General features: G+C 72.2%; 29 protein-coding genes. 16 read left to right on the top strand and 13 right to left on the bottom strand.

Annotated features, from left to right (window positions below):
- Positions 1 to 47 precede the first annotated feature (47 nt).
- Complete coding sequence (locus ACGFI8_RS05770) at positions 48 to 1550, bottom strand: leucyl aminopeptidase family protein (protein WP_392801209.1); 1503 nt, start codon at positions 1548 to 1550, stop codon at positions 48 to 50.
- 67 nt (positions 1551 to 1617) lie between these two features.
- Positions 1618 to 1785, bottom strand: a complete 168-nt coding sequence (locus tag ACGFI8_RS05765) for a DUF3117 domain-containing protein (protein WP_081971220.1) — start codon at positions 1783 to 1785, stop codon at positions 1618 to 1620.
- A gap of 222 nt (positions 1786 to 2007) precedes the next feature.
- Here ACGFI8_RS05765 and ACGFI8_RS05760 point away from each other — a divergent pair, with 222 nt between their 5' ends.
- The 4 genes from ACGFI8_RS05760 (at position 2008) to ACGFI8_RS05745 (ending at position 6295) form a co-directional block, all read left to right on the top strand.
- Positions 2008 to 2811 carry a PaaX family transcriptional regulator C-terminal domain-containing protein gene (locus tag ACGFI8_RS05760; RefSeq protein WP_392800482.1) on the top strand — a complete coding sequence of 268 codons (804 nt, stop codon included), beginning with the start codon at positions 2008 to 2010 and terminating at the stop codon, positions 2809 to 2811.
- 12 nt (positions 2812 to 2823) lie between these two features.
- Complete coding sequence (locus tag ACGFI8_RS05755; RefSeq protein ID WP_392800480.1) at positions 2824 to 3612, top strand: enoyl-CoA hydratase-related protein; 789 nt, start codon at positions 2824 to 2826, stop codon at positions 3610 to 3612.
- A gap of 46 nt (positions 3613 to 3658) precedes the next feature.
- Positions 3659 to 4915, top strand: coding sequence for a DUF1800 family protein (locus ACGFI8_RS05750; protein WP_392800478.1), 1257 nt, complete (start codon positions 3659 to 3661; stop codon positions 4913 to 4915).
- Positions 4916 to 5068: 153 nt separating this feature from the next.
- Positions 5069 to 6295, top strand: a complete 1227-nt coding sequence (locus ACGFI8_RS05745; protein WP_392800476.1) for a DUF1501 domain-containing protein — start codon at positions 5069 to 5071, stop codon at positions 6293 to 6295.
- A gap of 25 nt (positions 6296 to 6320) precedes the next feature.
- Here ACGFI8_RS05745 and ACGFI8_RS05740 read toward each other — a convergent pair whose 3' ends face one another.
- Positions 6321 to 7445, bottom strand: a complete 1125-nt coding sequence (locus ACGFI8_RS05740; protein WP_392800473.1) for a hypothetical protein — start codon at positions 7443 to 7445, stop codon at positions 6321 to 6323.
- A 53-nt stretch (positions 7446 to 7498) separates the two neighbouring features.
- Complete coding sequence (locus ACGFI8_RS05735; protein ID WP_392800471.1) at positions 7499 to 8089, bottom strand: O-methyltransferase; 591 nt, start codon at positions 8087 to 8089, stop codon at positions 7499 to 7501.
- 152 nt (positions 8090 to 8241) lie between these two features.
- Here ACGFI8_RS05735 and ACGFI8_RS05730 point away from each other — a divergent pair, with 152 nt between their 5' ends.
- Complete coding sequence (locus ACGFI8_RS05730) at positions 8242 to 9567, top strand: S1C family serine protease (RefSeq protein ID WP_392800468.1); 1326 nt, start codon at positions 8242 to 8244, stop codon at positions 9565 to 9567.
- Between the two features lie 69 nt (positions 9568 to 9636).
- Positions 9637 to 10056, top strand: a complete 420-nt coding sequence (locus tag ACGFI8_RS05725) for a Sec-independent protein translocase subunit TatB (RefSeq protein WP_392800465.1) — start codon at positions 9637 to 9639, stop codon at positions 10054 to 10056.
- Between the two features lie 537 nt (positions 10057 to 10593).
- Here ACGFI8_RS05725 and ACGFI8_RS05720 read toward each other — a convergent pair.
- From ACGFI8_RS05720 to ACGFI8_RS05710, 3 genes are all read right to left on the bottom strand, one after another.
- Entirely contained in the window at positions 10594 to 11736 is a 1143-nt protein-coding gene (locus ACGFI8_RS05720; RefSeq protein WP_392800462.1) for a P-loop NTPase, read from the bottom strand.
- A 188-nt stretch (positions 11737 to 11924) separates the two neighbouring features.
- The gene (locus ACGFI8_RS05715; RefSeq protein ID WP_392800461.1) at positions 11925 to 12527 is read right to left on the bottom strand and encodes a DUF1003 domain-containing protein; all 603 of its coding nucleotides are present in this window, start codon (positions 12525 to 12527) and stop codon (positions 11925 to 11927) included.
- Positions 12520 to 13821, bottom strand: coding sequence for a magnesium transporter MgtE N-terminal domain-containing protein (locus ACGFI8_RS05710; RefSeq protein ID WP_392800459.1), 1302 nt, complete (start codon positions 13819 to 13821; stop codon positions 12520 to 12522). Before ACGFI8_RS05710 ends, ACGFI8_RS05715 begins: the two co-directional genes overlap by 8 nt.
- Before the next feature lie 80 nt (positions 13822 to 13901).
- Here ACGFI8_RS05710 and ACGFI8_RS05705 point away from each other — a divergent pair, with 80 nt between their 5' ends.
- On the top strand, positions 13902 to 14759 hold the full coding sequence (locus tag ACGFI8_RS05705) for a PhzF family phenazine biosynthesis protein (RefSeq protein ID WP_392800457.1): 858 nt from the start codon (positions 13902 to 13904) through the stop codon (positions 14757 to 14759).
- Here the strand turns inward: ACGFI8_RS05705 and ACGFI8_RS05700 are convergent.
- Entirely contained in the window at positions 14705 to 15643 is a 939-nt protein-coding gene (locus tag ACGFI8_RS05700; RefSeq protein ID WP_392800455.1) for a DMT family transporter, read from the bottom strand. The genes ACGFI8_RS05705 and ACGFI8_RS05700 overlap by 55 nt on opposite strands.
- Positions 15644 to 15723: 80 nt before the next feature.
- Between ACGFI8_RS05700 and ACGFI8_RS05695 the strand changes: the two genes are divergently transcribed.
- The 3 genes from ACGFI8_RS05695 to ACGFI8_RS05685 are packed head-to-tail and all read left to right on the top strand — an operon-like array spanning position 15724 to position 17210.
- Positions 15724 to 16104 carry a hypothetical protein gene (locus ACGFI8_RS05695; protein ID WP_392800454.1) on the top strand — a complete coding sequence of 127 codons (381 nt, stop codon included), beginning with the start codon at positions 15724 to 15726 and terminating at the stop codon, positions 16102 to 16104.
- The gene (gene amrA, locus ACGFI8_RS05690; protein ID WP_392800452.1) at positions 16101 to 16691 is read left to right on the top strand and encodes an AmmeMemoRadiSam system protein A; all 591 of its coding nucleotides are present in this window, start codon (positions 16101 to 16103) and stop codon (positions 16689 to 16691) included. Before ACGFI8_RS05695 ends, amrA begins: the two co-directional genes overlap by 4 nt.
- A 24-nt stretch (positions 16692 to 16715) precedes the next feature.
- Positions 16716 to 17210, top strand: a complete 495-nt coding sequence (locus ACGFI8_RS05685; RefSeq protein WP_392800451.1) for a hypothetical protein — start codon at positions 16716 to 16718, stop codon at positions 17208 to 17210.
- On the opposite strand, the gene ACGFI8_RS05680 is transcribed toward ACGFI8_RS05685, so the two are convergent.
- Positions 17188 to 18009: an SDR family NAD(P)-dependent oxidoreductase gene (locus ACGFI8_RS05680; RefSeq protein ID WP_392801206.1), complete on the bottom strand. Its 822-nt coding sequence runs from the start codon at positions 18007 to 18009 to the stop codon at positions 17188 to 17190. The genes ACGFI8_RS05685 and ACGFI8_RS05680 overlap by 23 nt on opposite strands.
- 74 nt (positions 18010 to 18083) lie before the next feature.
- Between ACGFI8_RS05680 and ACGFI8_RS05675 the strand changes: the two genes are divergently transcribed.
- From ACGFI8_RS05675 to ACGFI8_RS05655, 5 genes are all read left to right on the top strand, one after another.
- Positions 18084 to 19037 (top strand): HpcH/HpaI aldolase/citrate lyase family protein, encoded by a 954-nt coding sequence (locus tag ACGFI8_RS05675; protein WP_392800449.1) that lies wholly within the window; start codon positions 18084 to 18086, stop codon positions 19035 to 19037.
- A 53-nt stretch (positions 19038 to 19090) separates the two neighbouring features.
- The gene (locus ACGFI8_RS05670) at positions 19091 to 20002 is read left to right on the top strand and encodes an SDR family NAD(P)-dependent oxidoreductase (RefSeq protein WP_392800448.1); all 912 of its coding nucleotides are present in this window, start codon (positions 19091 to 19093) and stop codon (positions 20000 to 20002) included.
- Positions 20003 to 20075: 73 nt separating this feature from the next.
- Entirely contained in the window at positions 20076 to 20783 is a 708-nt protein-coding gene (locus tag ACGFI8_RS05665; protein ID WP_392800447.1) for a hypothetical protein, read from the top strand.
- A 43-nt stretch (positions 20784 to 20826) separates the two neighbouring features.
- Entirely contained in the window at positions 20827 to 21552 is a 726-nt protein-coding gene (locus tag ACGFI8_RS05660) for a hypothetical protein (RefSeq protein ID WP_392800445.1), read from the top strand.
- A 25-nt stretch (positions 21553 to 21577) separates the two neighbouring features.
- The gene (locus ACGFI8_RS05655) at positions 21578 to 21982 is read left to right on the top strand and encodes a CoA-binding protein (protein WP_392800444.1); all 405 of its coding nucleotides are present in this window, start codon (positions 21578 to 21580) and stop codon (positions 21980 to 21982) included.
- Here the strand turns inward: ACGFI8_RS05655 and ACGFI8_RS05650 are convergent.
- Entirely contained in the window at positions 21979 to 23184 is a 1206-nt protein-coding gene (locus tag ACGFI8_RS05650; RefSeq protein WP_392800442.1) for an acyl-CoA dehydrogenase family protein, read from the bottom strand. The genes ACGFI8_RS05655 and ACGFI8_RS05650 overlap by 4 nt on opposite strands.
- Positions 23185 to 23300: 116 nt before the next feature.
- Here ACGFI8_RS05650 and ACGFI8_RS05645 point away from each other — a divergent pair, with 116 nt between their 5' ends.
- The gene (locus tag ACGFI8_RS05645) at positions 23301 to 23504 is read left to right on the top strand and encodes a DUF4190 domain-containing protein (protein WP_392800441.1); all 204 of its coding nucleotides are present in this window, start codon (positions 23301 to 23303) and stop codon (positions 23502 to 23504) included.
- A 76-nt stretch (positions 23505 to 23580) separates the two neighbouring features.
- Here ACGFI8_RS05645 and ACGFI8_RS05640 read toward each other — a convergent pair whose 3' ends face one another.
- The 3 genes from ACGFI8_RS05640 to ACGFI8_RS05630 are packed head-to-tail and all read right to left on the bottom strand — an operon-like array spanning position 23581 to position 25829.
- Complete coding sequence (locus ACGFI8_RS05640) at positions 23581 to 24327, bottom strand: LLM class flavin-dependent oxidoreductase (protein ID WP_392800439.1); 747 nt, start codon at positions 24325 to 24327, stop codon at positions 23581 to 23583.
- Positions 24328 to 24339: 12 nt separating this feature from the next.
- Entirely contained in the window at positions 24340 to 25173 is an 834-nt protein-coding gene (locus ACGFI8_RS05635) for a RecB family exonuclease (RefSeq protein WP_392800437.1), read from the bottom strand.
- Between the two features lie 38 nt (positions 25174 to 25211).
- A complete protein-coding gene (locus ACGFI8_RS05630) occupies positions 25212 to 25829 on the bottom strand; it encodes a MarC family protein (protein WP_392800435.1) in 618 nt (205 codons plus the stop codon).
- Positions 25830 to 25838: the final 9 nt, after the last annotated feature.

Here is a 25838-nt window from a genome sequence, read left to right as displayed (position 1 = left end):
GCGCATGTGCGGTGGCGGCCCCGGCGGGCCGTCACCGCATTCGCGTCTCAGGAGGCCGTTTCCAGCCAGCGGGTCAGGGTACGCACGCCCCAGCCGGTGGCGCCCTTCGCCAGCTCGCCGTCGTTGGAGTCCGACCAGGCGGGCGAGGACATGTCGAAGTGGGCCCACCGATCCCGTAGCGGGCCGGTGAACTCGCGCAGGTAGAGCGCCGCGAGCAGCGAGCCCGCGCCGATGTCCGTCGAGTTGACCAGGTCGGCGACGTCGCCGTCGAGCTCATCGGCGTAGTCGTCGCTCAGCGGCATGCGCCACACCGACTCGCCCGACGCGGCCGCCGCGGTGGCGAGGGCGCCCGCCAGGGTGTCGCTGTAGCTGTACATCGCGGCCGTGCGCTTGCCGAGGGCGACGCCCTGCGCGCCGGTGAGCGTGGCGAGGTCGATCATGACGTCGGGGCGCAGGCGGCGCACCGCGTACGCCATCGCGTCGCCGAGCACCAGCCGGCCCTCGGCGTCGGTGTTGAGGATCTCCGAGGTGAGCCCGCCGTAGTGGGTGACGACGTCGCCGGGGCGCATGGCGTCGGCGCCGAGCGCGTTCTCGGCCAGTGGGGCCAGCGCGGTCACCCGCACCGGCAGGCGCATCGCGGCGGCGGCCAGTGTCGCGCCGATCACCGCGGCGGCGCCGCCCATGTCCTTGCGCATCAGCCTCATGTTGCTCGTCGGCTTGATGCAGATGCCGCCGGTGTCGAACGTGATGCCCTTGCCGACCAGGACCACGTGCCGCTTCGCGCCGCGCGGGCGCCAGGACATCTCGACCAGGCGCGGGCCGCGCTCGGTGGCCGCGCCCCGCCCGACGGCCAGGATCGCGTTGAAGCCCTGCGCCGCGAGGTAGGAGGGCTCCCGCACCTCGACCGTCAGGCCGGGCACCCCGGCGGCCGCCTTGACCACCTGCCGGGCGAACCAGGCCGGCGTCTTGCGATCGCTGGGCATGTTGGTCAGGTCGCGCGCCAGCACCGTGGCGGTGACGACCGCCCGGGCCTGTTCGAGCGCGCCGGTCGTCTCGCCGGTGGCGGGCAGCGCCACCGTCACGCGCCGGAGCGGGTCGGGCTCGGTGTCGGCGAGGCTGAACCGGTATGACGCCAGCCACAGGCCCTCGGCCAGGCCGCGGACGGCCTCGGGGGGCGTGTCGTGCGCGGCCAGGACGCGCAGGGACGTCTCGGTGCGCGCCTTGCGGGCCAGGGCCGCGCCCGCGGACCGCCAGCCGGCCTCGTCCCCGTCGCCGATGCCGGCGAACAGCAGCCGCGACGGCTTGCGCCCCGGCCGGGGGAGGGTGTGCACGGTGCCGGCCGACCCCGAGTGCTCGACGTCCTCCAGGAACGCCGCACATTCCGCCAGGTCGGCCGGACCGAGCTTGAGCAGGTCGAGTGCGGCGTCGGGAGAGCCGGACGGCACGACGACAGCGACCGCACCGGAGGCGCTGCGGGCTGTGGCGAACCTGATGTCCAGCACTGGGACCCTCCATTCACCGGGCGATTCTCGCCCGGGGATTGCGCGCACACCGATGGGAGCGACCACCAGGGCCACCCAGTCAGAACCCCGAAAGCAGAGCCGTATGCAGGAAGACTCAGCCTGTGGCGGTCTTCAGCGCCTCGCTGAGCTCGTTGGCCTCGTCCTTGGTCATCTCGACGACGAGCCGCCCACCACCCTCGAGCGGGACGCGCATGACGATGCCCCGGCCCTCCTTGGTGACCTCCAGCGGACCGTCGCCTGTCCGCGGCTTCATGGCCGCCATGTTGTCTCCCTTCGCTCCCTGATGTCCCAGACACCAGGTGGCACAGCCGTCCCCGCATGCCCGGCACGCCTGCTCACGGGGCCGTGACCGGACCCGACGACTCCGTGATGTACGCGCCAACCGTTGATTTTCCCTGATGATGGCCCCAAGACCCAAACTGGGACGCGAACCCTGTGACAATCTGTGGCGGAAAATGCCGGTCAACTGTCACAATAAGCGGCCATGCAGGCCCGGTCCGCCCTCTTTGATCTCTATGGCGACCATCTTCGCCCGCGCGGTGGTCGGGCCGCGGTCGCGGCTCTCGTGCGCCTGCTCGCTCCCCTCGGCATCGCCGCCCCGGCCGTCCGTACCGCGGTGTCGCGGATGGTCCGACAGGGATGGCTCCATCCTCTACGGTTGCCGACCGGCCCGGGCTACTGCATCACCCCGAAGGCGGCACAACGCCTCGACGCCGCCGGCGCCCGTATCTACCGCACCCAGCGCCCGGGCGGCCCCGCGAGCGCGTGGACGGGCCGGTTTGATCTCATCACGCTCGAACCGCCCGCGCACCGCGGCGCGCGGGCGAGACTGGTGGCGAACCTCGGATTCCTCGGGTACGGATCGATCGACGGCTCGACGTGGGTCGCCCCGCGGCCGGGGGAGGGCGTCGACGCCCTGCTGACGGAGGCCGGTGTCCGCTATGACCGATTCACGGCGGAGCATTCCGGCGGTACCGAAGGAGCGATCAAGATGGTGGCGAGGGCCTGGGACCTCGACGGGATCGCCGCGGCGTACGGCGAGTTCGTCGAGCGCCTCACCCCGCTCGTGGCCGGCGTCGGCCCCACCACCCCCGACGAGCAGGCCTACGCGGTGCGGTTCACGCTGGTGCACGCCTGGCGCGCGTTCCTGTTCCGCGACCCGCAGCTGCCGCCCGAGCTGCTGCCCGAGCGCTGGGCCGGCACCGCGGCCGCCGCGTTCTTCGACCACCACGCCGTCCGGCTCCGCCCCGCCGCGGACCGTTTCGTGGACGCATGTCTGACCCTCTGATTAGGAGTACCGATGGAGCTGCTCGTCGAACGCACCGATAACGGCGTCGCGATCCTCACCCTCAACCGGCCCGATGCCCTCAACTCGCTGGACGTGGCGCTGAAGGTGGCCCTGCGGGACACGCTGGAAGAGCTTCAAGACGATGATTCGGTACGCGCACTGGTGCTCGCCGGCGCGGGGCGCGCCTTCTGCGGCGGCCAGGACCTGCGCGAGCACGTCGCCTCGCTCGAGGCCGGGACCGGTTCGTCGCTGTCGACCGTGACCGAGCACTACAACCCGATCGCCACGCTGCTCGGCGGCATGCCGAAGCCCGTCGTGGCGGCCGTGCGGGGCATGGCGGCCGGCGCCGGCGCGTCGCTCGCCCTGCTCGCCGACTTCCGCGTCGGCGGCCCGAAGACCGCGTTCCTCATGGCGTTCGCGAACGTCGGCTTGGCCGGCGACACCGGCATCTCCTGGGCCCTGCCCCGCATCGTCGGCCACGCCAAGGCCGTGGAGCTGCTCCTGCTCGCCGAGCCCGTGACCGCGCAGACCGCGTACGACCTGGGCATGCTCACCCGCCTCACCGACTCCGACGACGACGTGCTGCCGGCCGCCCTCGAGCTCGCCGACCGCCTCGCCGCCGGCCCGACGGTCGCCTACGGCCAGATCAAGCGCGAGCTCGCCACCGGCGGCTCCGGCTCGCTCGCCGACGCCCTCGCCGTCGAGGCCGAGGCCCAGGCGACCTGCGGCCACACCGCCGACCACCACAACGCGACCGCCGCGTTCGTGCAGAAGCAGCGGCCGGTCTTCAAGGGAGCCTGAGGTCTGCTTTACGAGGTTCGAACAATCGGCGCATAGGCTGAGTTCCATGGCCGATCGTGAGAAGGTCGCGCATCTGCTGCGCCGGGCGACGTTCGGGCCCACGGCCGAGGAGGTGGACGCCGCCGAGTCCAAGGGCCCGGCGGCGACCCTCGACGCGCTGTTCAGCCCCGCCGCCCCCGACGCCGGCGCGGCCCGCACTCCGTTGCCCAAGCTCGGCCCGGTCGTCAACGAGAAGACCGACCGCGTCGAGCAGATCCGCGTCATCGGCGCGTGGTGGCTGGACCGGATGGTGCAGGCCGACCATCAGGTGCACGAGAAGCTGACCTTCTTCTGGCACGGCCACTGGGCCACCTCCGCCGACAAGGTCAAGTCCGGCCCGCTCATGCTCGCCCAGCAGCAGACCCTGTTCCGCACCGCCCTGGGCGACTTCGCGACGCAGGTCCACGCGATGCTGCGCGACCCCGCCCTGATCGTCTGGCTGGACGGCCAGAAGAACACCGACAAGGCCCCGAACGAAAACCTCGCCCGCGAGCTCATGGAGCTGTTCACCCTCGGCGTGGGGCACTACACCGAGCAGGACGTCCGCGCCGGCGCCCGGGCCCTCACGGGCTGGGTCGTCGACACCAAGACCGGCAAGGCGACCCTCAACCCCAAGCGCCACGACGACCAGCCCAAGACCATCCTGGGCAAGACCGGCAACTTCGACGCCGACGGCTTCGCGGACATCCTGCTGTCCCAGCCCGCCGGCCCGGAGTTCATCGTCCAGAGGCTCTGGCTGCGGTACTGCAGCGACGCCCCCGTCCCGCAGCCCGTCCTCGACCGCGCCAAGACCCAGCCCACGACGGCCGCCATGCTGCGCGAGCTGCTGTCCGCCGACGGCCACACCGAGCTCGTCAAGCAGCCCGTCGAGTGGCTCGCCGGGGCCCTCCGCCAGCTGCAGATCCGCCCCGGCGAGCTCAACGACAACCAGCGCAAGCAGCTCGCCTCCGGCCTCACCCAGCTGGGCCAGGTCCCCCTGCGCCCCCCGAGCGTCGGCGGCTGGCCCGCGGGCGCCGCGTGGCTGACCACGTCGGCGACCCAGGCCCGCATCAAGCTCGCCCAGACCCTGGCCGCGAGGGCACCCCAGCCGGTCCTGGACCGCCTGAAGGCGGTGCCCCCACCCCAGCGCCCGGCGGCCCTGGCCCGACTGCTGGTGGTGGACAGGTTCACCGACCGGACCGTGGCCGCCCTGACCCCGGCCGCGAACGACACCCGCCGCCTGCTGACCCTCGGCCTGGCCAGCCCCGAGTACGCGGTCTGCTGATCCCATGCCCCGCCCACACCTCGGCCAGAGCCCCGGCCCGCCCGACCACGGCCCGCCTCGCGCCGGGCCAGCTCGTGTCCGCCCGCCTCGCGGTGGCCCGGCGCGCATCGGCTTGTTCGGTTTCACGTTGCTCGCACCGTTGAAGGAGGCGGCATGGACGCCCTCACCCGCAGGAAGTTCCTGATCGCCAGCGGCGTCGTCGGTGGCGCGGCGATCGCCGCCGGTAGCGCCTGGACGCTGCGCGACGTCTTCGACACCGCCGGCTGGGACGACCGGCCCGGCGACGCCAAGACGCTCGTCCTCGTCACCCTCTACGGCGGCAACGACGGGCTGGCCAACGTCATCCCGTACGCCGACAAGGCCTACGCCCCGGCCCGCAACAAGCTCGCCTACAAGCCCGAAGAGGTCCTCAAGCTCGACGACACCCTGGGTCTCAACCCGGGCCTCGCCGGCCTCAAGCGCATGTTCGACGCCAAGAAGCTGGCCATCGTCCGCGGCGTCGGCTACCCGAAGCCTGACCACAGTCACTTCCGTTCGATGGACATCTGGCAGACCGCCCAGCCCGACCGGCCCGGCCACACCGGCTGGCTCGGCCGGTGGCTGGACGCCTTCGGCGGCGACCCGCGCCACGCCGTCTCCTTCGAACCCGTTCTCCCTCCGCTCCTGGCCGGCGCGACCACGGCCGGCGCCGCGATCCCCGTCAGCGGCCTCACCTTGCCCGCCAGCGTCAAGCCCGACGTGCTGACCGCCTTCGGCAACCCCGCCGACGGCGAGCCCCCGCTGCAGGCCCGCGCCGCCCGCGCCTTCGCCGACCTCGTCGAGGTCGACGCCCTCATGCACAGCGTCGACGAGGCCGACACCGACGGGGACGCCTCCTCCTCGTCCGGCACCGCCACCGGCGGCCGCTCCGACCTCAAGACCCAGCTCGACCTCGTCGCCCGCTGTGTCGAGGCCCGCGTGGCGACCCGCGTCTTCTCCGTCTCGCTCGGCGGCTTCGACCTGCACGCCGAGGAGCGCAACTCCCAGGAGGTGCTGCTGACGCTCCTGGACGGCGCGCTCACCGCGTTCGCCGACCGCATGGCGAAGACCGACGCGGGCCGCAGGGTCATCGTGGCCGTCTACTCCGAGTTTGGCCGCCGCGTCGCCGCGAACGGCTCCGACGGCACCGACCACGGCACGGCGTCGAACATGTTCATCCTCGGCAGCCCCGTGAAGGGCGGCCTGTACGGCGAACAGCCCAGCCTCTCCGACCTCGACAACGGCGACCTGAAGTTCACCACCGACTTCCGCTCCGTATACGCCACCCTCCTGCGGGACGTCCTCGACGCCGACCCCGAGCAGGTCCTGGGCTACAAGACGCCGCTGGAAGGCATCCTGTAGCCCGGGACCGGACCGCGCCCGCCGGTCAGCCCTCGCCCACCGGATCGAGGGCCGGGCCGTCGGCGGCGAGGACCGCGCCTTCGGCCGCCCGACCCGGATCGGACGGGCTCCACGGCGCCGGATGACGGCCGCGCCCGGCGGCGACCCGCGGGCGGCTGCTGCCCGTCGGCGTCCGCGGCCGGCGGACCGCCGGGCCCCGCGACCGGCCGGCCCGCTCCCGGGCCTTCTTCTCCTCCTCCAGCCAGGTCAGCGCGGTGCGACAGGTATACGCCCACCAGCCGACCCCCGGGCCATACCGCTCCCGCAGCTCGGCCGGCGACGGGGGCGGGTCACCGTACACAACGGTGGCGGTGTTGACGAACTGCTCCATCTCCAGCGGCACCGCGTCGGGCCGGCCGAGGACCCGCAGGAGCAGGGCGTGCGCCGTGTAGGCCCCGATGCCCCGCACCGACAGCAGCGCCGCCCTCGCCTCCTCATACGGCCCGGTGCGCAGCAGCTCCTCGTCGAGCGCGGCCACGCCGCCGATCACCTCGGCCAGGCGCACGGCCTTGTGCCCGGCGCCGGCGTAGGGAAGCAGGTGCGTGGGCGTCAGCCGGGTCAGGAGAGCGAAGTCGGGGAAGGCGGTGTAGTCCTCGCCCGCCGCCGAGACGGTCGTGCCCAGGTGGACGGTCAGCCGGCGCTTGCGAAGGGACGCATACCACTGGGCCGAGTTCTGCACCAGCGTGAAATACACGACCCCCTCGGCCAGGCTCGAGAACCGCACCTGATGCAGGCCGGCCGCGATGGCGAGCAGCGGGCGGACGTGCTCGTCGCTCTCGGCGACGCGCAGGAATCCCGCGCGGTCGTCGTCGAGGCCGAGCCAGGCGGTCACCCGCGCGCCGACCGTGTCCAGCTCCGGCCCGGTGAGCGGCGCCGCGCTGAACACGGTGAGCGTGACGCCCGGCTCGCCGTCGTCGCGCTCGGTGACCTGGGTCACGATCGCGGACGACGGGTCGGTTGGGTGGGTGAAAGCCCGGCGGACGGTGCCCTCGCTGAGCCCGACGTCGCGGATGCAGGGCTGGAAGCCGGCGATCGCGCGCAGGGAGCACTCGAGGTCGAAGGGGGTGGTGGCTGGCAGGACGGTCTTGGTGATGATGCCGAGTTCGGTCATGGGGGAATCTTCGAACGCGGGTACGACAGTTTTTGGCGGGGGCCGCCGGGTTGCTACTGTGCGCGAGCTGCTAGTAGCAGACCGTCGCCGAGGGGGAGAAGGGCCGGGATCCAGGCGTCGCTGTCGCGGAGCGATTTGACCGCCTCGCGAAGAAGTACCGTCTCCGCGTCCCGCATCGTGGGATCGCTGACCCGTCCGCCGGCCAGGGCGTCCGCCAGCGCCAGCGTGCCGCCGGGCCGCAGGAGCCGCTCCGCGGCCGCCACCACCGGCCCGTACTCGCTCGGGTCGTGATCGACGAAGACCAGGTCGTACGCCCGGTCGGCCAGCCGCGGCAGCACGTCGAGCGCGCGGCCCGTGATGATCCGGGTGCGCGAGGGCGGGTTGCCGGCGGCCGAGAACACGCGGCGCGCGATGCGCTGGTGCTCCGCCTCGAAATCGATCGTGGTGAGTACCCCGTCGCGGCGCATCCCGCGCAGCAACCACCCGCCGCTCACCCCGGTGCCGGTGCCGACCTCGACCACCGCCTTGGCGTTGCTCACCGCGGCGATCACCCGCAGTGCCGCCCCGCAGCCCCGGCTCACCGCGCTGATGCCCAGCTCGAAGGCCTGCTCGCGAGCGGCCGTGAGCACCGGGTCCTCGGACACGTACCCGTCGATGAAGTCAGCGGTCCGAGCGGAAGCGGTAATGGGACACCCCTCAGATGAGTTGATTGACCGCAAGCCTAGGAGACCTCGCCCCCGCATGCGTGATGCCGGGGCGTGTAATGCTGGATGCGAAACGGACGGAGGAGCCGATCGTGACAGACGGTTCGGCCTGGCGTCAGCCGGGCCCCGGCGCGCCGGCCAGCGGTAGCGGCTGGGGGTCGCGCCCCGGTTGGGCTGCGCCCAACTCCCCTCAGGGGACAGGGCCGCAGCCGGCGCCCGACAGCTGGTGGTCCGACGCGCTGGCCGACCCGTGGCGCGATCCCGACGCGCCGGTCGTCGTGGTCAAGACCCCGCCGGACGAGGCCCCGGAGCTCGAGAAGCCGCCGCCGCCCTCGGCCGGGCCGCGGGTCGGCATCGGTCTTGTACTCGTCGTGTCGATCGTGACGGCGCTGCTGGCCGGTGCGCTCGGTGGCACGCTCGGGTACGTCTTCGCGGTCGGCGGCGGCGGCGCGACGCTCGGCGGCACCCAGCTCGGCAACCCGCCGCTGAACAACCGCGCCCCCGAGTCGATCGCCGCGCTGGTCAAGAAGGTGCTCCCCAGCGTCGTCACGATCAGTATCCGCGTGGGCAACGGTACGTCACTCGGCTCCGGGTTCGTCGTGTCCGCCGACGGCCACGTGATCACGAACAATCACGTCGTCGAAGGCGGCAGCGGCCCGGCGACGATCCGCTTCAGCGACGCCACGGTCGCCACGGCGAGCGTGGTCGGCAGCGACCCGGAGTCCGACATCGCCGTGCTCAAGATCGACTCCAAGGGCCTGCCGGACGGCAAGCTCGTCCCCGTCGAGTTCGGCAACTCCGACCAGGTGCAGGTCGGCGACCCGGTCGTCGCCGTCGGCGCGCCGCTGGGGCTGACCAGCACGGTGACGTACGGCGTGGTCAGCTACCTCGACCGCCCCATTCGCACGAGCGAGGGCGGCGCCGCCCGGTACTACTCGGCCATTCAGACCGACGCCGCCGTCAACCAGGGCAACTCGGGCGGCCCGCTCTTCGACGCCGCCGGCCGTGTGATCGGGATCAACTCCGTGATCGGGACCCTCTCCGAGGACCAGGCCAGCGCGGGCAACGTGGGCCTCGCCTTCGCCATCCCGATCAACCACGCCCGGCGCATCGCGACCGACATCATCAATACCGGCAAGGCCCGCCGCACGGTGATGGGCGTGCAGGTCGACGCCGCGTACCTGAACCCGCTCGGCGGCGCCCGGCTGTCCACGGTCGAGCCCGGCGGTCCGGCCGAGGCCGCCGGCCTGAAGGCCGGCGACGTGGTCATGACTGTGAACGGCAAGCCGGTCGAGGAGTCGTGGGACCTCACGGCGCTCGTGCGCAGATACGCGCCGGGAGACACGGTGGAAATGCAATATCTCCGCGGTGCGTCGAGAGCCAAGACATCCGTGACGCTCGTCGCCGACGCGAAGTGACCTGACGGCTCTCCCGGACCGCCCCGGGAGTGCGTACTCTTGCGCGTGAGAGCAGGGGAGGGCCGGCACATGGGCTTGGAGAACATCGGGGGCCCGGAGTTCATCGTGATCATCCTGGTCGGGCTGTTCATCTTCGGCCCCGACCGGCTGCCGAAGGCGATCAGCGATGGCGTGAAGATGGTGCGCCAGCTCCGCCAGATGGCCCGCAACGCGACCGGCGACCTGAGCAAGGAACTGGGCACCGACATCCAGCTCGAGGACCTGCACCCGAAGACCTTCCTGCGCAAGCACCTGCTGAGCGAGGAGGACGAGGCCGCGCTGCGCAAGCCGCTGCAGGGCATCTACGACGACGTGCGAGGCGTGGCCGACCAGGTCAGGCGCGATGCCGAGTCGGCCGCGAAGTCGGCCACCACCCCGGCGACCCCGGCACCGACACCCGCGCCCGCCCAGCAGCCCGCCATCCGCGCGTCCTGGGAAGACGTCACCTGAGCGGTCCGGCCGCAATCCGTCAGACGAGCCTGATCCGTCACGCGAGCCCACTGAGCGTCCCCGCCCAAACCCACCTCCGCGTCGAAGGTCTCATGCCGGAAATTTCACCCGCCGGGGGATATTTCGGGCAGATTCGCGCTCCGCAGTCGCCGGTCACCGCCACGAGTCAACGTAGAGCGGACCGTCAACTGGCTGGAAGCTTGCGCATTTCCGTGATCATGCCCTTGGCGCGCAGGGTATTGCATGGTCACGGAGTGAACGTGCTGCTCCTTGTACATGGGCACTCCGCGATCATGGCGAACCGGGCGTTCGGCCGGCGGCGGCTGCATGATCGCGGAAACGTTGTGTTGGCCGTCCATGGCGAGGTCGGTCGACAGAGAACCGGAGGCAGTCCGGCCCTCGCGTCACTCGCTCGGGTCGGCGACCAACGTGCCGTTCTCGCCACGCCGGCCGATGGCCCGCGGTCGCGACGATCCGACCCGCGGGCGAGCCGCCGGTCGGCGGTCGGGTGACCGCCGGTCGGCGTTGGACCGTTGGTCAGCGGCCGGCGGGCTTCAGGCCCAGCGGCTTGCCGACCAGGCTCTCACGGCGCAGGGCCAGCTTGTCGGCCACCGACGACAGGGCCGCGGCGGCCGGGGCGTCCGGGGTGGCCAGGACCAGCGGCAGGCCGACGTCGCCGGCCTCGCGGAGGCGGGTGTCGAGGGGGATCTGGCCGAGGAGCGGTACCTTCGCGCCGACCATGCGGGTCAGCGAGTCCGCGACCGTCTGGCCGCCGCCGGCGCCGAAGACCTCCATGCGCTGGCCGTCGGGCAGTTCGAGCCACGACATGTTCTCGACCACGCCGACGATGCGCTGGTGGGTCTGCAGGGCGATGGAGCCCGCGCGCTCGGCCACCTCGGCCGCGGCGGCCTGCGGGGTGGTCACGACCAGGATCTCGGCCGAGGGCAGGAGCTGGGCCAGGGAGATGGCCACGTCGCCGGTGCCCGGGGGGAGATCGAGGAGGAGCACGTCGAGGTCGCCCCAGTACACGTCGGCGAGGAACTGCTGCAGGGCGCGGTGCAGCATCGGGCCGCGCCAGACGACGGCGGTGTTGCCGGGGGTGAACATGCCGATCGAGATGACCTTCACGCCGTGCGCGGAGGGCGGCATGATCATGGACTCGACCTGGGTGGGGCGGCCGTCCGCGCCGAGCATGCGGGGGATTGAGTGGCCGTAGATGTCGGCGTCGACCACGCCCACGGACAGGCCGCGCGCGGCGAGGGCGGCGGCGAGGTTGACCGTGACGCTGGACTTGCCGACGCCGCCCTTGCCGCTGGCGACCGCGTAGACGCGGGTGCGCGAGCCGGGCTGCGAGAACGGGATGACCGGCTCCTGCGCGTCGCCGCGCAGGCTGGTCTGCAGGTTTTTGCGCTGCTCGGGCGTCATCACGCCGAAGTCGATCTCGACGCCGGCGACGCCCTGGACGGCGCCGACCGCGCGGGTGATGTCCGTGCGAAGCTTGTCTTTCAGGGGGCAGCCGGCCACCGTGAGCAGGATGCCGATCGCGGCGACCCCGTCGGGGCGGAGAATGACGTCGCGGACCATGCCCAGCTCGGTGATGGGCCGGCGGATCTCAGGGTCGTCGACGGTCGCGAGCGCGGCGGCGATCGCGTCCTCGACGGTGGTGGCCGGGGCTGACATGGGTGCCATGTTACGTCGGACGGCGCGTTCACCCTGCCGGGTAAGGACTGCGCGAGGAACGCATCACACGCCCGATTAGTGAATCATGTCGCCCTCGGGGGCTTGTCCGCGTGCCAAACCCGGTGCGACCATCGTTTACACGCCGCGCGCCTAGCCCCTTGAGGCGCGCGGCGTGTTGCGTCCTTGGGTTAGCGGCGGCGGCGTGGAGGGTCGTCCGAGCTGTCCGAGTCGACCGAATCGTCCGGTTCGTCCCCAGGGTTTAGAGGGTCGGACAGCGAGCCGAGGGCCTTGCGGACCTTCTTGCGCTCCGCCTTGGCCCGGCGGTCGGCGGCCTCGTCGAGTTCCTCCGCGACCCGGGCCAGCTCCGAGCGCAGGAAGTCGCGCGTCGCCACCTCGCCCAGTGCGATGCGCAGCGCGGCGATCTCGCGCGCCAAGTATTCCGTGTCCGCCTTCTGTGCCGCGGCCCGGCGGCGGTCCTCCTCGGAGGCCAGGCGGTCGCGGTCCGCCTGGCGGTTCTGGGCGAGCAGGATGAGGGGTGCCGCGTAGGAGGCCTGCAGCGACAGGATCAGCGTGAGGAAGGTGAACGTGTACGGGTCGAACTGCCAGCTCCGGGGAGTGAGCGTGTTCCACGCGATCCACGCCAGGATCACGATCGTCATGTAGACGAGGAACTTCGCCGTCCCCATGAAGCGGGCGATGCCTTCGGACCACTGGCCGAAGGCCTCCGGATCGAACCGCGGCAGCGTGATCCGGGACTCCCGCGGCTGGTCGAGCCGCCGGCGCTCAGCCATGGCCGCCGCTGGCGGTGCCGGACGCGCTCCCCGGAATGGCGATGCTCAACGGCTCGGCATGGTCGCGGTCGCGCCAGTCCTCGGGCAGCAGATGGTCGAGCACGTCGTCGACGGTGACGGCGCCGACCAGCTTGTCGTTGTCGTCGATCACGGGCATCACCACCAGGTTGTAGGTCGCCATCCGGCGAGTGATCTCGGCCAGCGTGGTGTCCGGGGCGAGCGGGTCGATGCCGTTGTCGACCACCCCGCCCAGCAGCGCCGACGGGGCCTCGCGCAGCAGCCGCTGGAAGTGCACGACGCCGAGGTACCGGCCGGTGGGCGTGGCCATCGGCGGGCGTGTGACGAAGACCCCGGCGGCGACGGCGGGGGACAGCTGCGGCTCGCGGATGCGCGCGAGGGCCTCGGCGACCGTCGCGTCGGGCGCCATGACGATCGGCTCAGAGGTCATGACGGCGCCGGCGGTGCCGGGCGCGTATTCCAGCAGGGCCCGCACGGGGGAGGCCTCGTCGGGCTCCATCAGGTCGAGCAGCACCTCCTGCTCCGGCTTGGGCATCTCGGCGAGCAGGTCGGCGGCGTCGTCGGGGTCCATCTCCTCGAGGATGTCGGCGGCGCGCTGCGGCTCCAGGGCCGTGATGATCTCCAGCTGGTCGTGCTCGGGCAGCTCCTCGAGCACATCGGCGAGGCGCTCGTCGTCGAGGGCGGCGGCGACCTCGACGCGGCGGGACTCGGAAAGGTCCTGCAGCACGTTGGCGAGGTCGGCTGGGCGCATGTTGTCCAGCACGGCGAGCAGCCCGGCGGTGCCCTGCGTCTGCGGCTCGCCGGCCAGCCCGGAGACCTCGCCCCACTCGAGCTGGTTGAGGTGGCCGCGGCGGGTGAGCCGGCCGGTGAATTCGCGCACGGCGACCCTCGACAGCGACCACCCGCCGGTGCGATCGGCGTCCATGGCCACATCGACGACGGCGCCGGTGCGGCCGGTCGCCGCCACGGTGACGTGCCGGTCCATGAAGTCCTCCAGCACCAGCAGCTCGCCCGGGCGCTTCTCGAAGCGGCGGAGATTGAGCGTGCCGGTGTTGAGCACCACGGCGTCGGGCTCGATGGCGGTGATCCGGCCGATCGGCAGGAAGATGCGCCGGCGCATCGGCATCTCGGCCACCAGCCCGACCACGCGGGGCGGCTGGTTGCCGGTGCGGGCCCGCGCGACGGCATCACGCACCCGCCCGACCTGGTCGCCGTTCGGATCGAACACGCTCAGGCCCGCGAGGCGCGCGATGTAGACCCGCGGCGCACTGCTCACGAGGCTCAAGCCTACTTAAGGAATCCACCGCGTTGCCGTTGGACCGATCGTGGCGGGCCGTCGCCACCTAGGCTGCCGATATGAGCATGGTGCGGTATTCCGTCGTCGACGTCTTCACCGATCGGCCCTTCACCGGCAACCCTCTGGCGATCGTCTACGACGCCGAAACCCTGGCCGGTGAGCAGATGCAGGCGATCGCGCGCGAGTTCAACCTCAGCGAGACGATCTTCGTGCTGCCGCCGACGAGCGCGGAGGCGACGTACCGTGTGCGGATCTTCACACCGAGCACCGAACTGCCCTTCGCCGGGCACCCGAGCGTCGGCTGCGCGGTGACGCTGCTGCGCAACGGGGCGATCAAGGGCCCCGAAGTGGTGCAGGAGTGCGGGGCGGGGCTGCTGCCGATCCACATCGACGAGGTGCACGGCACGGCGACGGTCACCGGGGGCGTGCCGACCGTCGGCCCGGCGCTCGACCCGCTGCCGCTGCTGGAGTCGATCGGGCTGACCGAGGCGGACTACGTGGGCCCGGCGCCGCGGCTCGCCGGCTGCGGGCTGGAGTTCGTGTTCCTGTCGGTGACGGACGACGCGGTCGGGCGGGTGCGCCTGTGGCGGCCCGTCGACAACCTCAGCGTCTTCCACTGGAACGCCGAGCAGAACCTCGCGCACGTGCGCGTGCTCGTGCCCGAGGTGGGCGTGGCCGAGGACCCGGCCACGGGATCGGCGGCGATGGGGCTCGGCGTCTGGCTGGTGAGCAGCGGTCTGCTGCCGGGCGACGGCCTCTCGCGGTACGAGATCGCCCAGGGTTTGGAGATGCACCGCCCCTCGGCCCTGCACTGCACGGTGACCGCGAGCGGCGGGAAGGCCGTGTCCGCGTCCGTGGGCGGTCACGTCGTGCCGATCGCCTCCGGCGAGATGATCGTGCCGCCGTTCGTGGGCTGACGCCGCCGGCCGTCGAGCACGACCACCGCCACGCCGGCGAGCAGCACGGCGATGCCGGGCAGCGTGCGCGCCGCCGGCAGCTGCCCGAGCAGCAGCCAGGCGATGACGAGCGCGCCCGGCACCTCCAGCAGCAGGAGCACGGCGATCGTCGTGGCGCTGACCCGGTGCAGCGCGTAGTTGACCAGTGTGTGACCGAGCAGCTGAGGCCCCAGCGTCATGGCCGCGATCGCCAGCACGGTCCGGCCGTCGTACCCCCACAGCCCCGCCCCCGTCACGACGCACGCGACCAGCAGCAGGGCCGCGCAGACCGAGTAGCAGACCGAGGCGTACACGGTCGTCGCGAGGCTGGCCCGGGCGCGCTCGCCGAGCAGCGTATACGCGGCCGAGGCGATCCCGCCGATCAGCGCCAGCGCGTCGCCGAGCAGCGCGCGGCCGGACAGGTCCGGGTCGGCGCCGGTGGCCAGCGCCACGCCGGCGACCGCGATCCCGATCCCGGCCCAGGTGCCGGCCGAGACCCGGATCCCGCGGGCCGCCGCGATCAGCGCGGTCCAGACGGGGGCCGTGCTGACCAGCGCCACCGACATCGCCACGCTGGTCAGCTTCGCGCTGGGCACCCACGTGCCGAAGTGCACCGCCAGGCACACCCCGGACAGCACCGTCACCGCCAGCGTCCGCGACCCGTCGCCGGGCCGCAGCAGGTCGCGCAGCTGCACGCGGCGCCGCGTGAGCGCGGCCGGGGCCAGCGCGGCGGCGCCGATCGCGTTGCGCCAGAAGGCGATCGCGAGGGCGGGGGCGGCGGCGAACGCGATGAGCGGCGCCGAGGCGGAGACCGCGACGATCGCGATCGCCAGCGCGGCGATGGTGGAGAGCCCGACCTGGCGCATGGTGCGAATTGTCGTTGATCCGACACTGAGCCCTTCCGGCGCCAGGCAGACCGTTCGGATGATTTGAGGGAGGCCGAACGGTGATCGAAGCCGTCTGTTTTAACTACTTCAACACGTGTACCCGTGCCGTTCACCGTGGTGGCGGCCATCGCCGCACCGCCGAGGTGCTCGGCGTCGACCCGGCCGAATGGCTCGCGCTGCTGGACCGGACCTACGACGAGCGCATCCGCGGCGCATACGGCGGCCACTTCGCGGGCTTACGCCGGCTCGGCGCCGAGCTCGGCGTCGAGCCGACCACCGCCCAGCTGCGCGAGGCCGTCGGGCTCACCGCCGTCCAGCTGCGCGCCCCCGACCTGGGCGGTCACCTGACCTTCCACGCCGAGCCGGACTGGCGGGGCGCGTCGATCGAATCGCTCGAGCGGGTACCGGAGCTGGTCGGGGCGCCTATCCTGGTGGCGTGACCGTGACGGCGACGCTGTCGCTGACGGATGGCCGCTTGCTCGCCCGCCTGGCGGCGGACGCGGTCCACGCACGGCTCACCTGTGGACGTCTCGCCGCGCGGATCCCGCCCGGCAGCCCGCTGCACGACGACGGCGCCTCGTTCGTGACCCTCGAGTGCGGCGGCGCGCTGCGCGGCTGCGTCGGCAGCCTGGAGCCGGTCCGGGCGCTGCACCACGACGTGGTCCACAACGCGCTGCGCGCGATGAACGACCCGCGGCTGCCCCCGGTCACCATCGCCGACTGGCCGGCGTTGGACGTGAAGGTGTCGGTGCTCGGTGCGCCGGAGCCGATCCCGGCGGCGAGCCGCGAGGAACTGCTGGCCGCGTTACGCCCGGGCGTCGACGGGCTCATCATCACCGACGACGGGCGGCGGGCGACGTTCCTGCCGTCGGTCTGGGTCAAGCTGCCCGACCCCGAGCAGTTCCTCGCCGCGCTGCTGCGCAAGGGCGGCTGGGCGGCGCCGGAGTGGCCCGCCGGGCTGATCGCGCAGCGGTACGGCTCGACCGAGTTCCACGACCACGCGCCCCGCGCGGCCCTGCCGCCGTGATCGGAGGCGTGATTGGATGGTGGTATGGACGCGCTGGTCGAGGAGGCGGCGAAGAAGGCCGCCGTCGCCTGGGTCGCCGCCGGCGGGCGCCCGGCGACCCTGGTGTGGTGCGCGTGGCTCGGCGGCGCGCTGCTGGTCGTCAGCGGCGAGGGGGAGCAGGCCGTCCCCGGACTGGCCGAGGCGGCCGCCGTCGAGGTGAGCCTGCGCGGCGACCACGGCGGGCGGATCGTCACCTTCCCCGCCGACGTGAGCCGGATCACCCCGGCGGACGAGGCGTGGGCCGAGCTCGTGCCGCAGCTGGCCGGCAAGCGGCTCAACGGCGCCGGCGGGGCCGAGGACCTGGCCCGGGCGTGGGCCGAGCGGTGCGTGGTGAGCCGGCTGACCCCGGCCGGCGGCGGCGCCGAGCTGCCCGACGACGCCCAGGCCGCGCCGCCGCGGCCGACCCCGGCGACGCGCATCCCGCGCCGCCCGTTCCGGCTGCACAAGGTCCGTGGCGCTACGCGAGACCCACGGCGCTGAGGCTCTCGTCCCACAGCCGGGCGGCCAGGGCCGGATCCGCGGTCTCCTTCGTTGGCCGCGCGAGCTTGCGGTCGATGTAGTACCCGCCCGAGGTGAGCTGCACCCGTGGCGTCGCCGCCAGCCAGACCAGCGTGTCGGCGCCGCGCTCGGGGGAGCGCGCGAACGGCGCGAGCCGGGCCATCACGTTGATGCCGATCGTCGAGCCGAAGCGGCTGCGGACGAACCCCGGGTGGTACGACGCCGACATGATGTCCGGCCAGCGGCGCGCCGCCTCCGCCGCGAACAGGATGTTTGCCTGCTTGGCCGAGCCGTACTGCCGCCACATCCCGCGCCTGCGGGCGCCGCGCAGGTCGCCGGGGTCGAGCGCGCCCATCGCGTGCGCGCCGGAGGCGGTGTTGATGATGCGGCCGCCCCGCAGCTGCTCGCGCAGGAGGTTGCTGAGCAGGAACGCGGCCAGGTGGTTGGTCTGCAGGGTCGCCTCGAACCCGTCGGCGGTCACGACGTGGCCGCGCACCACCCCGCCGGCGTTGTTGGCCAGCACGTCGATGCGCTCGTACCGCTGGCGCAGGTGATCGACCAGCACGTGCACGTCGTCGAGCTTCGCGAAGTCGCTGCGGTACGCCGGGACCGTGCGCCCGCCCGCCTCCCGCACAGCCGCGGCGGCGGTCTCTAGGCGGGCCGGATCGCGGCCCACGAGGACCGTGTTGGCGCCGCGGCGGGCCATGTCAATGGCGGCGGCGAGGCCGATTCCGGAACTCGCCCCGGTGATCACCACCGTACGGCCGGTGAGATCTCCCACAGGGGCATTCTGCGTACTCACGCGACGAGGTTACCGTGAGGTAGCCGCCTGAACCTTCGCTAAGGAGCCCCGCCATGGCCGCCCTCGGACGACCGCGCCGCTCGTGCCTCGCCGTTCCCGGGTCGAGCGTGAAGATGCTCGGCAAGGCTCAGGGCCTGCCCGCCGACCAGGTCTTCCTCGATCTGGAGGACGCGGTCGCGCCGCTGGCCAAGCCGGACGCCCGCAAGAACATCGTGGCCGCGCTCAACGACGGCGGCTGGGCCGGCAAGACCCGCGTCGTGCGGGTCAACGACCTGACGACGCCGTGGACGTACCGCGACGTCATCGAGGTCGTCGAGGGCGCCGGCGACAACCTCGACTGCATCATGCTGCCCAAGGTGCAGGGCGCCGGCCAGATCGAGTGGCTGGACCTGACGCTGACCCAGATCGAGAAGACCATCGGCCTGCCGGTCGGGAAGATCGGCATCGAGGCGCAGATCGAGAACGCAGCCGGCCTGGTCAACGTCGACGCGATCGCCGCCGCCAGCAAGCGGATCGAGACGATCATCTTCGGCCCGGCCGACTTCATGGCCTCCATCAACATGAAGTCGCTGGTCGTCGGCGCGCTGATCCCCGACTACCCGGGCGACCCCTACCACTACATCCTCATGCGCATCCTCATGGCCGCCCGCATGCATGACCTGCAGGCGATCGACGGACCGTTCCTGCAGATCCGCGACGTCGACGCGTTCCGCGAGGTCGCCCGGCGCAGCGCCGCGCTCGGCTTCGACGGCAAGTGGGTGCTGCACCCGGGCCAGATCGACGCGGCCAACGAGGTGTATTCACCCGGGCAGGAGGACTACGACCACGCCGAGCTCATCCTCGACGCGTACGACTACGCCACCTCCGAGGCCGGCGGCAAGCTCGGCGCGGTCATGCTCGGCGACGAGATGATCGACGAGGCGTCCCGCAAGATGGCGCTGGTCATCTCGGCGAAGGGCCGGGCCGCAGGGATGAAACGCACCACCGCGTTCACCCCGGCGAACTGAGAAAACGCGCGTCGCATTGCCCGCCGGTGGATCCGGAAGGCAGGATTTGCCCTATGGCACCCGACCTACGTTCCAGCGGCCCCGCGGGTAAGAGCGGCCGGCGCGATGCGAGCCGGCCCACCTCCGCGCGGCGCACCTTGCGGGCCGTACCCTCCAGCGGTCCCGAGCTCGCCGGCGACCCCGCCGGCGAGGAGGCCCCGACCGCCGTCGACCGGCTCGACGGGCGGGTCGCCCTGGTCACCGGCGCGGGCAGCCCCGACGGCATCGGCTATGCGTCCGCCCGCCGGCTCAAGCAGATGGGTGCCGCGGTCGCGATCGTCTCGACCACCCGGCGCATCCACGACCGGGCCAGCGAGCTCGGCGTCATCGGGTTCGTCGCCGACCTCACCGTCGAGGCCGAGGTCGGCGCCCTGGCCGACGCGATCAACGACCAGCTCGGCGCGGTGGACATCCTGGTCAACAACGCCGGCCTGGCCAGCAAGGCGAGCCCCGAGGTGCTGCGCCCGGTGGCGCAGCTGACCTACGACGAGTGGCGCGCCGAGATCGACCGCAACCTCACCACGGCGTTCCTGGTCAGCCGGGCCTTCGTGGGCGGCATGGCCGAGCACGGCTGGGGCCGGATCGTCAACCTCGCCGCCACCGCCGGCCCGGTCAACGCGCTGCCCGCCGAGGCCGGTTACGCGGCCGCGAAGGCCGGCGTGGTCGGGCTCACCCGGGCGCTGGCGATGGAGCTCGTCGCCGACGGCATCACGGTCAACGCGGTCGCGCCCGGCATCATCCACACCGGCGCGTCGACGCTCGTGGAGCTCAAGCAGGGCTTCGGCACGCCGATGGGGCGCCCCGGCACGCCGGAGGAGGTCGCGGCCACCATCGCGTTCCTTTGCTCGCCCGGCGCCTCGTACATCACCGGCCAGATGCTTGTCGTCGACGGCGGCAACAGCGTGCGGGAGGCCCAGTACCGTTAGCGCCGAGGTAATCCACAGCAGCTCCGACGGCACAGTCAGCCAATCATCAGGTTGGCTGGCTAGGCTCGGCGGTATGGGGCGAACCGGTGACTATGCGGTCCTACTCGGGCCGCCGGTCGTCGTCGGGTCGGCCGTCGGCTTCGTGCTGCTCGCCGACGAGCCCGAGGCGTTCCTGCCGCTGCTGCTGGTCCTGCAGCCGCTGACCACCCTGGGCATCGTCGTCGGGCTCGTCCAGCTCACCCGGTCCACGCGCGGGCCCTCGACGTTCCGGCTGGTGGTCTTCGACGGGCACGCGGCCTTCGCGGCCCGGCCCACGTTTCGCCGGCAGTGCGTCTTCAACGGGCTGCTCAGCGCCGCGCTGCTGCTCATGGCGATCAACGGCCTGCGGGTGCCGGGCCGGATCGTGCCGACGCTGGCCTGGGCGATCCTGGTGCTCAACGCCTTCGCCGTGGCCCTGCTGCTGTTCCGCATGATCCGCAGCGGGCCGCTGGTGATCACACCGGCCGGGGTCGCGATCGACGGCGGGCGCACGTTCGTGCCGTGGGCCGCGCTCGAGGGCGGGCCGGAGAGTCCCCAGTGGACGCTCGCCCACCCGGAGCTGGTGCGCGGGCGGCCGATCAGGCGCTTTCAGCCGGGCCAGGTGGTCCCGCTCGACGTGTCGCTGTGGTTCCTCTTCCGCTCGATCCACTCGTACCTCGACCACCCGGAGCGCCGGCCCGCGATCGGCACGCCCGAGGAGCTCGACCGGCTGCGCGGCGCCCTGGCCCGCCAGCCCACCTGATCGCCCGACGCGACGGGTGGCGCGCCTCCCGTAACATCGGACCATGCGCTGGCACTGGGTCGTCGTGCCGTCGCTGATCGTCCTCGGCGCCGTCACGCTGGCGCAGGCGCTCAGCCCCGGCGGCTACTTCTACGGCGGCGCGGCCGCGCTCGCCCTCTCCGGCGCATACCGGGTGCTCGCCTACCGGCGTCGGCGCGGGGAGCCGCCGGCCCGGCCCGGCTGGGAGTTCCACCCGTGGCCCGGGCTCGCCCCGGCGCGCGCCGGGCAGGCCTTCGCCTTCACGACGCTGATCATCCTCATAGTGCTGTTCGGTACGGCCACGCCCGACCCGTTCATGATCGGCGCCACCGCCGTCGTCGCGCTCATACCGCTCGGCGTCGGCGTGCGGTTGGTCACACGGCTGGTCCGGCGCACGCCCGCGCTGCGGCTGAGCGCGACCGGGATCGAGGTGCACGGCAAGCGGTACGCCTGGGAGCGGATCGGCGGCGTCGAGCTCAACGGCGAGCCGGCGAATCCGCGGCTGGACGTGCTGATCGCGGGCCGTCGCCGCCCGGTGACACTGCGCCCGGCCGACGTCGACGCGAACCTGCTCTTCCTCATGGATCTGCTCGGGTACTGCCAGTCGCACCCGGAGCATCGCGCCGCGATCGGCCAGGCCGAGGAGGCCCAGCGCGTGCACGGGCTGCTGCTGAGCGCCCGGCTCGCGGCCGGGCTGCGCGGTGGCCCGCGACCCATCGTCGTGGGGCCGCAGCGCCTCGCGGCCGGCTGACATCGCCGCGCGCTAACGTCGACACATGCGCACCGCTGAACAGATCCTGCGCGAGGCCCGGACCATCGCCGTCGTGGGCGCCTCCCGGGACCGCATGAAGACCGCACATTCGGTACCGCTGCAGATCCAGCGGCACGGATGGCGCATCGTGCCCGTCAACCCGTTCGCCGACGAGATCTTCGGCGAGCGCTGCTACCGGACGCTCGCCGACATCCCGTTCCCGGTCGACCTGGTCAACGTGTTCCGGCCGTCCGAGGACGCCACCGGAGTGGTCAAGGAGGCGCTCGCCATCGGGGCGCCGGCGGTCTGGCTGCAGCAGGACATCTCTTCGCCGGAGGGCCGCGCGCTGGCCGAGGCCGCGGGCGTGGACTTCGTGGAGAACAGCTGCATCGCGGTCGTCCGCGCGGTGCACGCGATCACGCTCGTCTAGCGGATCCCGTATTCCCGCAGCAGACCCCGGCTGATGATGGTCTTCTGGATCTCCGAGGTGCCCTCGCCGATGAGCAGGAACGGCGCCTCGCGCATCAGCCGCTCGATCTCGTACTCCTTCGAGTAGCCGTAGCCGCCGTGGATGCGGAACGCCTCCTGGACGACCTCGGCGCAGTACTCGCTCGCCAGCAGCTTCGCCATGCCGGCCTCGACGTCGTTGCGGTGCCCGGCGTCCTTCAGCCGCGCGGCGCTGACCATCAGCCCGTGCGCCGCCTCGATCTTCGTGGCCATCTCGGCCAGCTTGAAGGCGATCGCCTGGTGCTTGACCAGCGGTGCGCCGAAGGTCTGGCGCTGCTGGGCGTACGCGATGGCCAGCTCGAACGCGCGGATCGAGATCCCGCAGGCCCGCGCGGCCACGTTGACCCGCCCGACCTCGATGCCGTCCATCATCTGATAGAAGCCGCGCCCCACCTTCTCGGCGCCGCCCAACACGGCCGAGCCGGGCACCCGGACCCCGTCGAGCACCATCTCGGTGGTCTCGACGCCCTTGTACCCCATCTTCTCGATCTTCCCGGGGATGTTCAGCCCCGGTAGCCGCTCGTTGAGCCCGAACCCGGGGTCCTTCTCGAGCAGGAACGTGGTCATGTTGCCGTACACCGACTCGGCGCCGAGGTCGGTCTTGACCAGGGTGGCCACGACGGACGAGTACGCGCCGTTGGTCAGCCACATCTTCTGCCCGTCGAGCACCCAGTCGTCGCCGTCCGGGACGGCCTTGGTGCGGATCGCGGCGACGTCGGACCCGGTGCCGGGCTCGGACATCGAGAATGCGCCGCGCACCTCGCCGGTCGCCATCCGGGGCAGCAGCCGCCGCTGCTGCTCCTCGGAGCCGTGCTGGGAGACGAGGTAGGCCACGATGAAGTGCGTGTTGACGATGCCGGACACGGACATCCAGCCGCGCGAGAGCTCCTCGACGACCAGCGCGTAGGTCAGCAGGGACTCGCCGAGCCCGCCGAACTCCTCGGCGATCGTGAGCCCGAACAGCCCCATCTCCCGCATGCCCGCCACGATGTCGGCCGGGTAGACGTCCTCGTGTTCGAGCCGCTGCGCGTGCGGAATGATCTCCTTGTCGACGAACTCACGGACGGTCTCGAGCATCGACTGCTGTACATCGGTAAGCCCGGGTGTCCGAGCAAGACGAGCCATGTCGGAAAGACCTCCGTTGGTCAGCCAAGTTACCGGCGGGTATCCCCGAAGTATCGGAGTTTTCCGCCCCCAGGCCAATGTGACCGGTCCACATCACCCTGTGAAATGGTTCTCAGGTGCGCGTGAACGGCATGTCGGTGGCAGCGTTGGCCTGCGCCGTATTGTTACCCCCTTTCGGCATCCTCATGGGCCACATCGCGTGGTCTCAGTGCCGCCGAGAACGCCGCCCCGGCGCCGGCCTGGCCCTGGCGGCGATGGTCATCGGCTATACGGAGCTGCTGATCCTCTGCGGCGTCCCGATCGTCATGGCTGGCTTCTGACGTCCGGCGGGCCGGCCGAGACCCGCGCGAGGAGCTCGTCGTAGGTCATCCGCCGCCCGTGGACGTGCTCGAGCCATCAGGTGACGCCGGCCTCTTCGTAGGCCGCGAACACGCTGTCATCCGGCCCGCGCGAAGCCCCGACCAGGGCCACCGCGAACGCTCCGCCATCGCCGCCACGGTGCCGCGAGAGCTGCCCGACGGACTCACGCACGGCCTCGGGCGACATGGTCATCGCCCCGCTCTCGTCGTCCCCGGCCGCGATCCAACCGTCGTAACGCGCCGCCCGTCGCAACGCCGCCCGGCTGTGCCCCCCGACCCAGATGGGCACCCGAGGCCGCTGCACGGGCGGCGGCGCGAGCACCACCCCGTCGACGGTGTAGTGCACCCCGGCGTGCGTGACCCGGTCCCCGCTGAGCAGCCCCGCCACGACGGAGAGCCCTTCATCGAGCCGCTCGGCGCGGGAGCGCTCGCCGGCGTCCTCCCCGAAGGCCGCATACTCGACGGCCACGCCCCCGATCCCCACCCCGAGCACAACGCGGCCGTTGCTGAGCCGGTCAAGCGTGGCCACGGCGCTGGCCACGACGGCGGGCCGCCGGCGAGGCAGGGGAGTGACCGCGGTGCCGAGCAGCAGCCGATCGGTAGCCTGCGCGACGGCCGCGAGCACCACCCAGGGATCGGCGGAGGGAACGCCCCAGGCAAAGGCGAGATGGTCCCAGACGAACAACGCCTCCCACCCGGCCGCCTCGGCCGCACGCGCGACCTCGACGACCCGCCGGGGCTCGGCAAACTCCCCGAGCGTGCAGACGTCAATCCCGTAACGCACGCGGACCTTCTTTCAAACGGCCGCCCAGGGCTCCTTGGGCGCCGCGGACGCCCCGTCCGGACAAACCTTCCGATAGTCGCACCAGGAGCAGCGCGGGCCGGCGAGGGCGGGAAACGCGTCGTCCGGAGCCGCTCCTCCCGAGGCCAACGCCGACTCCGCGGCCACGATGTCCGCCGCGGTCTCCTCGGCCCGCCGCAGGTGCCGCGCCAGCGACTCGGCCGTGTGCTCGTGCGCCGCCACCGTCCCGCTGGGCAGATGGTGCAGCTCCACCCGATGGCACTCCCGCCGGAACACCCGCGCCGTCGCGATCGCATACAGCGCCAGCGCCCGCGACCCCCGGGCGTCGTCGGGCGTCGCCCCGGCCCGCCCCGTCTTGTAGTCAACGATCACCAGCTCGTCACCGCGCTGGTCGATGCGGTCCACCCGCCCCGACAGCGCCAGCGTCTCGGTGCGGGCCGCCACCGTGCGCTCCACGCCCACCGGATCGTCGGCCGGATCGAGATCCTCCACATAGGACTCCAGCCAGTCGAGGGCGCGCCGGTAGACCTCCCGCTCCTGTTCCTCGTCGCGGTAGCCCTCGCGGACCCAGGTGGCCTTGAGCAGGGTGGGCAGCGCGTTCGGGGTGCGGCGCTCGGCGGGCAGGGCATACCAGTTTTTCAGCGCCGTGTGCACCGACGCGCCCAGCGAGTTGTGCGCCCAGGGCGGGCCCTTCTGCGGGGCCGGGCGGTCGACGTAGGAATACCGATAGCGGCGCGGACAGTCCTCGTAGCTGCCGAGCTTGCTGGGCGTGCAGGTGAACAGTCTCCGAGGTGCCGCGAATAGACCCAACTGCTCCACGCCCAGCATCCTGCCACCCGGGTACGACAAAAAGAAAAGCGTCGATGCTAATGGGGCGAGTGCAGGTACGTCGTCACGAAGGCACCGATCGCGTCGGCGAGCAGCTGCACCGCGATCGCCGCGACCAGCAGGCCGGCGATCCGGGTGAGCACCTCGATGCCGCTCGGCCGCAGGACGCGCACCAGCAGACCGGAGAAGCGGAGCACGAGGTACACGATGATCATGACGGCGACGATGCCCACCGCGATCGCCGAGTACCCGGTGAAGTCGTGGGCGCGCCGCACGAACAGCATGGTCGCCACGATCGCGCCCGGCCCGGCCAGCAGCGGCGTGCCGAGCGGCACCAGCGCGACGTTCGAGGTGACCTCGTTGCGCGAGTCGTCGGTCTTGCCGGTCAGCAGCTCGAGGGCGACCAGCAACAGCAGCAGGCCGCCCGCGCCCTGCAGCGCCGGCAGCTCGATGTGCAGATAGCCGAGGATCTGTCGGCCCAGCACCGCAAACGCCACAATCACGCCGAAGGCCAGCGCCACCGCCTGCAGCGCCGCCCGGTGGCGGGTGCGGCGCTCCATCTGGCCGGTGAGCGCGAGGAAGATCGGCACCGCCCCGGGCGGGTCCAGAATGACCAGGAGCGTCACGAACACTTCCCCGAACAGCTTCAAATCCACGACCGGATT

Source organism: Dactylosporangium sp. NPDC048998, assembly GCF_043197855.1.
In the GTDB taxonomy this organism is placed as follows: Bacteria; Actinomycetota; Actinomycetes; order Mycobacteriales; family Micromonosporaceae; genus Dactylosporangium.
The sequence above is the reverse complement of the archived record's forward strand: the minus strand, read 5'-3'. Positions and strand labels throughout refer to the sequence as shown.